Origin of the sequence: Synechococcus sp. R6-7 (assembly GCF_047461695.1) — a bacterium.
GTDB lineage: Bacteria > Cyanobacteriota > Cyanobacteriia > Thermostichales > Thermostichaceae > Thermostichus.
The window spans coordinates 1-10,368 of record NZ_JANSHS010000061.1 but is presented as its reverse complement, the minus strand read 5'-3'; the positions used below and the strand labels follow the sequence as shown (position 1 = coordinate 10,368).

At 58.4% G+C, this 10,368-nt stretch carries 14 protein-coding genes, 1 pseudogene and 1 other annotated feature; of the genes and pseudogenes, 10 read left to right on the top strand and 5 right to left on the bottom strand.

The window, feature by feature from the left end; translation table 11 throughout:
- Window positions 1–30: 30 nt before the first annotated feature.
- The 4 genes from NW815_RS02405 to NW815_RS02390 form a co-directional block, all read right to left on the bottom strand.
- A complete protein-coding gene (locus NW815_RS02405; RefSeq protein WP_414387836.1) occupies window positions 31–1,617 on the bottom strand; it encodes a mechanosensitive ion channel in 1,587 nt (528 codons plus the stop codon).
- A gap of 547 nt (window positions 1,618–2,164) precedes the next feature.
- Window positions 2,165–2,698: a ribosomal protein S18-alanine N-acetyltransferase gene (gene rimI, locus NW815_RS02400; protein WP_414387837.1), complete on the bottom strand. Its 534-nt coding sequence runs from the start codon at window positions 2,696–2,698 to the stop codon at window positions 2,165–2,167.
- A 6-nt stretch (window positions 2,699–2,704) separates the two neighbouring features.
- The gene (locus NW815_RS02395) at window positions 2,705–3,154 is read right to left on the bottom strand and encodes a hypothetical protein (protein ID WP_414387838.1); all 450 of its coding nucleotides are present in this window, start codon (window positions 3,152–3,154) and stop codon (window positions 2,705–2,707) included.
- Window positions 3,151–4,293, bottom strand: coding sequence for a 5-(carboxyamino)imidazole ribonucleotide synthase (locus tag NW815_RS02390; protein WP_414387840.1), 1,143 nt, complete (start codon window positions 4,291–4,293; stop codon window positions 3,151–3,153). Before NW815_RS02390 ends, NW815_RS02395 begins: the two co-directional genes overlap by 4 nt.
- Window positions 4,294–4,435: 142 nt before the next feature.
- On the opposite strand from NW815_RS02390, the gene NW815_RS02385 reads away from it, so the two are divergent.
- The 10 genes from NW815_RS02385 (at window position 4,436) to rplL (ending at window position 10,021) form a co-directional block, all read left to right on the top strand.
- The gene (locus NW815_RS02385) at window positions 4,436–4,630 is read left to right on the top strand and encodes a hypothetical protein (protein WP_414329471.1); all 195 of its coding nucleotides are present in this window, start codon (window positions 4,436–4,438) and stop codon (window positions 4,628–4,630) included.
- A 151-nt stretch (window positions 4,631–4,781) separates the two neighbouring features.
- Window positions 4,782–5,180, top strand: a complete 399-nt coding sequence (locus tag NW815_RS02380; RefSeq protein ID WP_414329472.1) for a hypothetical protein — start codon at window positions 4,782–4,784, stop codon at window positions 5,178–5,180.
- A 5-nt stretch (window positions 5,181–5,185) separates the two neighbouring features.
- The gene (gene trmD, locus NW815_RS02375) at window positions 5,186–5,941 is read left to right on the top strand and encodes a tRNA (guanosine(37)-N1)-methyltransferase TrmD (RefSeq protein WP_414387841.1); all 756 of its coding nucleotides are present in this window, start codon (window positions 5,186–5,188) and stop codon (window positions 5,939–5,941) included.
- Between the two features lie 4 nt (window positions 5,942–5,945).
- Window positions 5,946–6,323 (top strand): hypothetical protein, encoded by a 378-nt coding sequence (locus NW815_RS02370; protein ID WP_414387843.1) that lies wholly within the window; start codon window positions 5,946–5,948, stop codon window positions 6,321–6,323.
- A gap of 113 nt (window positions 6,324–6,436) precedes the next feature.
- On the top strand, window positions 6,437–6,709 hold the full coding sequence (gene secE, locus NW815_RS02365) for a preprotein translocase subunit SecE (protein WP_011432847.1): 273 nt from the start codon (window positions 6,437–6,439) through the stop codon (window positions 6,707–6,709).
- Window positions 6,710–6,771: 62 nt separating this feature from the next.
- Window positions 6,772–7,437 (top strand): transcription termination/antitermination protein NusG, encoded by a 666-nt coding sequence (gene nusG, locus NW815_RS02360; protein WP_414342805.1) that lies wholly within the window; start codon window positions 6,772–6,774, stop codon window positions 7,435–7,437.
- 9 nt (window positions 7,438–7,446) lie between these two features.
- Window positions 7,447–7,872, top strand: coding sequence for a 50S ribosomal protein L11 (gene rplK / locus NW815_RS02355; protein WP_011432849.1), 426 nt, complete (start codon window positions 7,447–7,449; stop codon window positions 7,870–7,872).
- A gap of 103 nt (window positions 7,873–7,975) precedes the next feature.
- Window positions 7,976–8,686, top strand: coding sequence for a 50S ribosomal protein L1 (gene rplA / locus NW815_RS02350; RefSeq protein WP_011432850.1), 711 nt, complete (start codon window positions 7,976–7,978; stop codon window positions 8,684–8,686).
- Between the two features lie 79 nt (window positions 8,687–8,765).
- Window positions 8,766–8,925, top strand: a sequence feature (ribosomal protein L10 leader region).
- A gap of 58 nt (window positions 8,926–8,983) precedes the next feature.
- The gene (gene rplJ / locus NW815_RS02345; RefSeq protein WP_011432851.1) at window positions 8,984–9,547 is read left to right on the top strand and encodes a 50S ribosomal protein L10; all 564 of its coding nucleotides are present in this window, start codon (window positions 8,984–8,986) and stop codon (window positions 9,545–9,547) included.
- 63 nt (window positions 9,548–9,610) lie between these two features.
- Window positions 9,611–10,021 (top strand): 50S ribosomal protein L7/L12, encoded by a 411-nt coding sequence (gene rplL / locus NW815_RS02340; RefSeq protein ID WP_414350999.1) that lies wholly within the window; start codon window positions 9,611–9,613, stop codon window positions 10,019–10,021.
- Here the strand turns inward: rplL and NW815_RS02335 are convergent.
- Window positions 10,014–10,368, bottom strand: a pseudogene (locus NW815_RS02335) (hypothetical protein); the annotation flags it as partial. The gene rplL and the pseudogene NW815_RS02335 sit on opposite strands and share 8 nt — an antisense overlap.

The following is a 10,368-nucleotide window of genomic DNA, read 5'->3' as shown; positions in this document are numbered from 1 at the left end:
CCCCCTTGGCGATATCTACAAAACCTGCTCTCACTCTCTCTTGAGCCATTGCCGGATCTGCTCGGCAGCTACATCGCGACCTCCCAACCCAAAAGCCAACGCCACCGCCACGGCAATCGCCCCCAGAACCAGACCAAAAGCCAACACCACAATGTCGGTGGCCACGCCCATCTGCTGCAGGGCCATGGCGCCAACAAAAACCAAGATAGCCACCCGCGCCGCCTGGGCCAGTACCCCTGAGGAAGGGCTACCCAAGCTCTTGATCATAGAGTGGGCCAAATTGGCCAAATAAAGACCGATCCCAAACACCAGGGCGCCGATGAGCACCCGACCGGAAATCAGCAACAGCCCCTGCACAATGTCGGTTAGGGCGGCAAACTGCAGCAACTCCACTGCCGGCACCGCCCCAAACAAGACCACGCCTACCCAGACCACCAAGCCGGCGATCTCGGAGGGAGTGCGACGTTTGGCAGCGGGATCCCCTTCAGGCTCAGGAGCAGCGGCCAGGGGCAAGCCCAGCCCCGCGACCAGACGGTCAAAACCCACCGCCTGCAGCAACTGGGTTACCAAGCTGGCCAAAAATTGCCCCAGCAAGTAAAAGACGGCCAGGATCAAAGCGGATCCCGCGATCATGGGAATGGCCCGCAACACCTGCTCCAGCATCGCCACCGCCGGATCGGAGATGGCCCGAATTTCCAAGGCATTCAGCGCCGCAATCACCGCCGGGATCAACACCAAGACATACACCACCGTCCCGACGATCTGGGCCAACTGGGGAACGCCAAAGCGTGCCCCCAACCGATTTGCCCCTGCTGCCACCAACAAATTGGAGACGATCCCACGCACGATGCGGGCCAAAAACCAGCCCACTGCACCGATGATCAGCGCTCCCAAAATCCGCGGCACCATCGACAGCAACTGATCCAGCAGGTTTTGCACCGGCTGCAGCGGCCCCTGCAGGTTCAGGGTATCCAGGATGATCGGCAAAAAGAACAGCAGAATCAGCCAGTAAAGGGCATTGCCCAAAGTTTCATTCAGCAGGAAAGGGGTGACCTCTGTACCTCCCTCTTGGCCGGTTGGGGTTCCTTCTGCACCTGCCTCACCGGCAGTGCTTTCCTGTTGCAGAGGCCGGGCCAACTGCTCATCGAGGTTGAAACGCCGCAGCCCCTGGATGACCGCCAGCCGAGCAACAGTGGCCACCACCCAGCCCACAGCCAGCAGCACCAGCGCCCCACCCACCCGTGGCAGATAAACGAAGATTTCCCCCAAAAACCTGTTGAGCGGATCGGAGACAGCTTGAAGCTGCAGGGCATTCAGTACCGCCACCAACACAAAAGCAAGAATCACCCAGTAGACGGCAGCGGCCACCCAGCGCTCCGTTTGGGGCAGCTTCTCGCCGGGCTTTTGGCCCAAAACCCAAGCAGCCAAGCGATTGTCCAGTTGCGTCCTTTTGAGCAGTCCTCTAACGCCGAAGGCTACTGCCGTGGCCACTATCCAACCCAGAATTAAGATGGCAATCGCCGCAAGGAGATTGGGCATAAAATCGATAAGCCTAGACCAAAGACTGACGACAAAAGAGATGGCCTCATCTCCAATGGTGTTTCCAGAGGTGTCCATAATGATCCTCACAGCTTGAAAATGCTCAGGATGGACAGATAACAAGTGTAGGTTAACCTGGAGTGTTTTTTCAGGCAAGTTGGCCAAAGGGGGAATATGATATGAGAAATATATATTGAGGCAGAAATGTCGGATCTCGAAATAAAACTTCACATTCTATTAACCCAAGGGCTCCAGCCATCAGTCAAAGCTCCGATGGGCCATCGAACGGCAAGGATCGAATTCAAGTTGTTGATACCGCAGATTATAGCTTTTCCCCACCGAGCAGGAGCTTTGTAGATTAAGTCAGGATCTCTGTTGTGCGATGGATGCGGCTGCATTGGCTAGAGTCAGTGTTGCTGGGAGGAACTGTAGCGGGCAGTTTGCATCCACAGAATGAGAGCATTTTGATGACCTATATAAAGAATCAAACGGGCAATCGACACTCGGTCAATGGGTTGGATCCCCTGTAGCCTTGATATGCTTAGCCTACTGGCTTGCTCACTGTCTGGCCTAAGGTGTATCCCGAAATACGTTTGCAGTTCTTCAATTTACAATTGACGCTTTTCTAAATCGGTTTCTTCCAATACACCAGCGCATCTTCTCCGTTGTAATACCCCTTGCGACGTCCCAGCCGTTGAAACCCTGCCGATTCGTACAGGCGGATTGCCGCTTGATTGGAAGCCTTTACCTCCAGAGTGGCCCAGCGGCAGCCTGCTGCTCTCGCTTGGTTCAGCAGTTCTTCCAGAATCCGCCGGCCCAAGCCCTGTTGCCGGTGCTCGGGATCCACCGCCAAGGAGATGATATGCGCTTCTTCTTCAATACGCCAGAGAATGCCGAAGCCCACCAGCTCTTTTGTCACCTGCGTCGGCGAGGTGGGGCCTGGAGAGGGAAGGGGGAACTCCGTTTGGCCCAAGCCACACGGGGCGCCAACGGCAACGGGTTCCGCCACTACACCAATCACCGTGCTTGTGGGTCGTTCCAGCTCCGCTCGATACCCCTGTTCTCCCCAGTATCCCCCATAGCACCGCCGATCCAGCTCCAGCAGTTGGGGCAGGGCAGTGATGTCCAACAGCTGCAGCCGATAACTCGTACCGCTCATGGTGGCCTAGTCCCGCAATTCGCAGAATTCCGCCAACAACAACTGCCCCAAGGGATCGTCATCGGGAGCCGCGTAGGGCAAGGCTCTGCGGCTGATGCTCAAGATTTTGCCCCCCGATTGGGGATGGTGCTCCGCACCGCTTTCGCGAACAGGCTTGAATTCGTAGTCGATCCCTTCGGTGAAGCCGGCTTCCTGTAGGTAGTCTTGGGCGGCTTTGAGGATCCCTTCTCGCAGTTGCGCTTTGACCGCAGGGGCCATGAGGTGGCGAACAAACCACTGGGCGCTGGCGGGATCCACCTCGGCCAGGTATTGGAGGGCAGGGGTCAACACAGCAGGGCGCTCTTGAGGGGACAAGCCGTTCACCTGCTGAGCTACCGCGGGCACATCCCGCCGTTGCATGGCCTGGATCAGGGCTTGTGTGGCTGGAGAAAATGAGGGGTCCTGCGCTTGGCTCATGGCTGGGGGTACCAGAGGGATTCGAGGGTGCGGACAAGGGCTGCTGCTTCGAAAGGAGAGGGAGCAGTCGGCAGACAGACGGTCACATGGCCCAGTTTCCGCCCTGGGCGGGCAGGGGTTTTGTGGTACCAATGCACCGTGGCATTGGGGAGCTGGGCCAGGCGCTGCCGCTTTTCTGCGTAATCGCCGGTGGAATGCTCATAGCCCAAGAGGTTCACCATCACTGCCCCCCCACACTTGAGGGAGGGATCCCCCAAGGGCAGGCCGAGGATGGCCCGCAGGTGTTGCTCGAATTGTGAGGTGTGGCAGGCTTCCAGGGTGTAGTGGCCGGAATTGTGGACCCGCGGCGAGATTTCGTTGATCCAGATCCCGGCCTTGGGGTGGGGCGGCGGCACCCAGAACAGCTCGATGCCAAACACGCCAACTGCACCCAATTTTTCCATCAGATCGGCTGCCAAGCGCCGGATCTCGGCCTCGGTGGTTGGGGGGATGCGGGCAGGCACCAGGACATGGCGGCAGATTTGCTCAATCTGCACAGTTTCCACCACCGGATAAACCCGGATCTCTCCCTTCAGCCCCCGCGCCACCATCACCGCCAACTCCCGCTCAAACGGGATCCATTCCTCCAGCAATAGCGGGATCCCCTCAGATTGGCTAAGGGCCTGCTGCAAAGCCACTCGGTCGCGCAAGATGCAGGTGCCCTGCCCATCGTAGCCCTGCCGCCGTCGCTTGAGCACCACCGGAAAGCCCAGTCCAGCCAGGTCTGCCGAATCCAACACCGCCTCCAGCGGGAAGAAAGCCGGCACCGGCAACCCCAACCGCGCCAGAAACTGCCGTTGGTGCAACTTGTCCAGCAGCGGCTCTAGCATGCTGGGGCTGGGACGAAAGCGGGATCCCTCCGGATCCAGTTTTTTCAGCTCCGGCAGAGGGATAAACTCGTTTTCAAAAGTAACCACCGGGCAGCGCTCCAACAACTGGGCCGTGGCCTGGCTGTCGGCTGTGGATCCCCAAACCACCCCATCGGCCACTGCCACCGCCGGATCGGTGGGAGCAGCAGCCTGCACCACCAGCGGGATCCCCATCTGGCGAGCTGCCAAGGCCAACATCTGCGCCAACTGCCCGCCGCCAATCACCCCCACAGGTTGGGATCTCTGGTCTTTTGAGGATACCTGGGTTTCCACAGCCGTACCGTTATACTGGGTGGTGGGCCGCTGTCCATTGCTTCTTGGATCCAGAACCCCATTATGGGACCCCTTGCCCTCCAGCGCTAGGAGAAAAACGGTGGAACCCTCTCAACCCTCTGAGCTGAGAGCTCTAATCAACCGGGCTTTGGCGGACAAAGTCTTGACTCGCGCCGAGCAACAGCAGATTCTCAGTGCCGTCATGGCCGATCAAGAAATTTCCCCAGAAGAGCACGAGCTGCTGGAATCGATTGTGGAGCGCCTAAACAGTGGCGAGATCCGCGCTGTCGATTGAGCCCTGCCTTAAGACTGAGAGTGTCCCTAGGATTTTGGAGAATTGGATCCCAGTCTGTCCTTCGGCGCTGGGTATTCAGTCTGCAATGCTTGGGTCAATCCCGGTGGGTGGATCGCCTAGAATAATCCACAACCCACCTCTTTCTGCTGCCATGAGTTCTCACTCTTCAGATTGGTTCACGCGGGCTCGCCACATTTTTTACGGCACGGCCACCGCTCTGGTGGAGATCCTGCAAGACCCGGAAAAGCGCACCGAAAACCTCAACCGCCTTTCGATGGACTTGGGACAACTGGCGGCGGAGCTGGAGCAAAAGGGAGAGTTGATCGAGCAGGAGGCAGTTCGTTACGTTGAGAGTCTCAGGGATCCAGCCGCCAACGCCCCCTCGGCAAGTCCTGACTCTGAAGCGCCTGTCGAGAATGCTCCCCCGACACCAGCTTCCTCCCCCAACAAGCCGGCTATCTCCAGAGAAGAGATGGCTGAGTTGATGGAGCTGATCCATCAGATTGAGTCCTTGCGCCTGGATTTGGAGCGGTTGCGCACCTCGTCCTGAGTCCTGTGCGGTTCGATATCCTTACCCTTTTCCCCGAATTTTTTGAAACGCCGCTGCGCATTGGGCTGGTGGGCAAAGCCCTACAGCAGGGGATCGCCGAAGTCCACTGCACCAATCCACGCGACTTCGCCACCGATAAGCACCGCCGTGTCGATGATGAGCCCTACGGGGGTGGGGTGGGCATGGTGCTCAAGCCAGAGCCTTTCTTCGCTGCTGTCGCCTCCCTGCCCCGGTTGGATCCCTGCGAGATCATTCTGCTGACGCCCCAGGGGCAACCGCTAAACCAGGCGCTGCTGCAGGAGCTGGCCCAGAAGGCGCAGCTGATCCTGCTGTGTGGCCAGTACGAAGGCTTTGACGAACGCATCCGCCAATACCTGGCCACCCGCGAGGTGTCGCTGGGGGATTTTGTCCTGACCGGGGGGGAAATTCCGGCGCTGGCCCTGATCAACGGCGTGGTGCGGCTCTTGCCGGGCACTGTGGGCAAGGTAGACTCGTTAAAGAGCGAAAGCTTCCAGGCGGGGCTGCTGGACTATCCTCAGTACACCCGCCCGCCAGAGTTTCAGGGGTACAAGGTGCCGCCGGTGCTCCTCTCAGGCGACCATCAAGCCATTGCCCGTTGGCGTCTGCAGCAGCAGTTGGTTCGAACCTGGCAAAGGCGGCCAGACCTGTTGGCCAAGCGCCCCTTGACCGCCGAAGAGCAACAGTTGTTGGCAGAGGGGTTGGCGGAGCAGCACCCTGGCGTGAACGATGTGGAGAAATGAAATCATGCTCGGCAATCTTCTCAACCGTCTCCTGAATCCATCGCTTGTCTCCTGGCGTGGGATCCCCTCGCCCCCAGCACTGCTCCTGGTGGGGATGGCTTTGAGCTCGGTTCTGAGCGGCTCTGGGGTGGCCCTGGCTCAAAGTGGAAGTGTCAACGAGGCCATTCGCCGCGACAGCAATCCCTCTCTGTTCGATGGCACCAGCATTAACGTCAACGATCTCTTCCGGGCCGCCGACTTCCTCTCTCGCCAAAGTGCCGCTTCCCGTTGGGACGGGAAGGCCAGCGTTGATGCTGCTGTGGAGCAATTCAACCAATCCCGCCGCCGCTCCCTGCTGCTTTCTCCCGCTTCCTTGACACCTGAGCCCACCCCTACCCCCTAAGTTGGATCCTATTCCCAACAAGTTCCCAACAAATCTGTTAGGATCGCAAAGCCGATCTTGTGCCCGCCGAAATGCGGCACTTTGTTTTCGGGATCCATTAGGAGAACACCGCCGTGGTTAAGAGCACCCCCTCCAGCAAAGCCGATACGGAACAGCGTTTGGATCCCGCCAGCCGGGGTCACTCCAAAGACAGTTCCACCGCACCCAAAGGGATCCCGGGTTTTATTCAAGAGACCCGCACAGAATTAAGCAAGATTGTTTGGCCGAGCCGCCGGCAATTGATCGGCGAGTCGGTAGGGGTCTTACTGATTGTGTTGGCTTTTGCTTCCTTCATCTACCTGGTCGATCAAGTGTTTGCTTGGGTAGCCACTCAGCTGTTCTTGTGATGTTCTGTCCTGAGGGGCAAGAGAGTCATGTTCAAGGATGGCTACAGGGAGGATGTGAGGTGATGAGGCCAGAGCAGCAGCGAAAACGTCGTGGGGGCCGTGTGGAGCACTTTGAGCCTGCAGACGCGATCCCGGAACCAGACGAGGGGGAAGGTCAAGAGCGTCGCAACCTGCGCTGGTACGCCGTGCAGGTGGCCTCAGGCTGCGAGAACAAAGTGAAGAGCACCCTGATGCAACGGGCGGCTGCTTTGGATGTGGCGGATCAAATTGTCGAGGTGGTGATCCCGAAGCGAACGGGCTTCAAGCTGGATCGAACCGGCAAGCGCCAGGAGCAAGAGGAGAAGATTTTTCCCGGCTATGTCCTGGTGCGCATGGACATGAACGACGACACTTGGATGGTGGTGAAAACAACCCCCAACGTGATCAACTTTGTCGGCACCGAAGAAAAGCGGGCCTACGGTCGCGGTCGGGGGCATGTTACACCGCGTCCCCTCAGCCAAAGCGAAGTCCAGCGCATCTTCAGCAGCGTCGAGGTGGAGGAAGTGCCCCTCAAAATCGACATGGCCCCTGGGGATCGCATCGAGGTGCTATCCGGCCCCTTCCAGGGTTTCTACGGCGAGGTGGTGGAGGTCAGCCCAGAACGGGGCAAGCTCAAGGCGTTGATCTCGATTTTCGGGCGCGATACCCCGGTAGAATTAGAGTTTGGTCAAGTGCGAAAAGAGGTGTAACTGCGTTTCATGGCTAAGAAGTTGGTGGCCGTGGTCAAGTTGGCCATTCAGGCGGGCAAGGCCACCCCCGCTCCCCCCATTGGCCCAGCCTTGGGTCAACACGGGGTCAACATCATGGCCTTTTGTAAGGAGTACAACGCCAAGACGGCGGATCAGGCCGGGATGGTGGTACCGGTTGAGATCTCCATCTTCGAGGATCGCAGCTTTACCTTCGTCCTCAAGACGCCGCCAGCTTCGGTGTTGATCAAGAAGGCTCTGGGCATTGAGTCTGGCTCCAGCGAGCCCCACAAAACCAAGGTGGGATCCCTGACCCGAGCTCAACTGCGCCAGATCGCCGAGCAGAAGCTGCCGGATTTGAATGCCCACGATGTGGAGGCGGCCATGAAAATTATTGCCGGAACTGCTCGCAGCATGGGGGTGACGGTGGTGGATTGATGGAGGGATCCCTTGCCCGGTCTGAGGTGTTCACGGTCTTGAAGTTGTTTCAGCAAACCACTGTGGGGGAGAGAAGTTCTCGCCAGTACCCCGAGGAGAAACGATGGCTCGAAAGCTTTCCAAACGTATGCAGGCTTTGCGGGAGAAGGTGAAGCCCATTGCCTATGCTCCCGAAGCCGCTTTGGCCCTGATGAAAGAGACGGCCACCGCCAAATTTGAAGAGGCGGCAGAGGTTCACATCCGCCTGGGGATCGACCCCAAGTACGCCGACCAACAACTGCGCACCACTGTAGTCTTGCCCAGGGGCACCGGCCAAGAGATCCGGGTGGCGGTGATTGCCCGTGGCGAGAAAGTGGTGGAGGCCCAAAATGCAGGGGCGGATCGGGTTGGATATGAAGACCTGATCGAGGAAATCAGCAAGGGCATGATGGATTTTGACCTTCTGATCGCCACCCCCGATGTGATGCCCCAGGTGGCTAAGCTGGGGCGGCTGTTGGGGCCGCGCGGCCTCATGCCTTCTCCCAAGGGGGGAACGGTGACCATGGATCTGGCCCAGGCGATCAAAGAGTTTAAAGCCGGCAAGCTGGAGTACCGGGCGGATCGCACCGGCATTGTGCATTTGATCTTCGGCAAGTGCAAGTTCCCCGTCGAAGCTCTGCTGGAGAACCTAAAGGCAGTGCAGGAGTCCATCGATCGCAACCGTCCCTCTGGAGCCAAGGGCAAGTATTGGCGAACCCTACATGTTTCTGCTACAATGGGCCCCTCGATTGAGGTTGATATCAATGCCCTGCGGGAGCTGAAGTTGGCGACCTAAGCCTGGCTTCGGCGCTGCGATGGGTTGAAAAGGGTTTGAGTGAGTGTAATTTGGAGGAGGATCCCGGCAGAACATCTTTCCCCAGTCGAATAGCAAGCCGAAGACAGCAGGTGCCCGCGGGCTTAATGTCCTGCCGAGGTTTGAGCGAAGTTCAAAGGGATCCCTTCTTGGATCGCTTTTGATGGTGCGCTTATCTCCATGCGTCTCGGCCACGGCTGGGACGCATTCTGTTTGGCAGAACCCAGATTCACCACCCGTTAACCCTGGGTGACCATTGACAACAAAGGAGGTGAGCGCATGGGCAAGCAACCTTTAGCGAAGAAAGCGGAGATCGTCGATAAAGTCCGATCCCTGCTGCAGGCCAGCCAAATGGTGCTGGTGATCGACTACAAGGGGCTGACCGTTGCGGAGATGGACCAACTGCGGGCAGAGCTGCGCAAGTCGGATTCGGTTTGCATGGTTGTTAAGAATACCCTGATGCGGCGAGCCATCGCCGACCAAAAAGCTTGGGCAGGGATCATTCCCTTTTTGGCGGGGCCGACGGCCTTTATCTTGATTCGGGGCGATATTTCAGCCGCCCTGAAGGCGTATCAAGATTTTGCCAAGCAAACCAAGAAAACCGAGTTCCGCGGTGCTGGCATTGAAGGGCTATCCCTGACCTTGGAGCAGGCCAAGGCCATCGCCGAGCTACCGCCCAAGGAAGTGCTCATGGCCCAAGTGGCGGGCAGCCTCAAGTCGGTGGCCACCGGCCTGGCGGTCGGGCTCAATGCTGTGCCCACGCAAGTGGCGCGCGGTATCCACGAGATCCCAGCCTCTCTGGGGCGGGCCATCCGGGCCATTGCCGACAAGGAGGCCGCATAAAGGGCTTCAGTTCATCAGCCCAAACCTGTGTATCGATTCTGTTACCCCCAAGGAGAAACCATCATGTCTTCAGAGCGCGTTGCAAAGATTTTGGAAGAGTTGAAAGCCTTGAGCTTGCTGGAAGCTTCCGAGCTGGTGAAAGCCATCGAGGAAACCTTTGGCGTCAGTGCAGCAGCCCCAGCCGGCGGCATGGTCATGGCAGCTCCTGTGGCAGCGGCGGCGGCAGCTCCGGCGGCAGCCCCTGAGCCGGTGGAAGAGCAAACTGCCTTTGATGTCATCCTCGAGGCTGTGCCAGCCGACAAGAAGATCGCCATCCTCAAGGTGGTGCGCGAGTTGACCGGCTTGGGCCTGAAGGATGCCAAAGATCTCGTCGAGGCGGCTCCCAAGCCTGTCAAAGAAGGAGTTCCCAAGGAGGAAGCCAACGACATCAAGAAAAAGCTGGAAGAAGCCGGCGCCACCGTCAAGATCAAGTAGTTCCAGTTACGAGGAGAGCGCCTCTCCCTGCTCTGACGAGGAATCTAATCAAGACTCTCAAACCCAAGGGGGGCTGCTCCGGCCCCTCTTTTGGGTCTGCCCGACCATTGGCGTGGGTTCGGGATCCCTGTCCCCTGCTCCGCCGCACTTCCACCTCTCCGTGGGCTTTCAAAAGGGCAGCCAGCTTGCGACGCATGACAATGCCGGGTTTATCCGTGAACATGTGCTGCTCCGCCTTGATATCGAGGGGAACATCGTAGTCGGTGCTTTCCAGAACCCATTGATCCTCAAGGGTTACCTGTCGATCGAAGGCGATGATACTGATACATTTACGCTGAACACTGCTG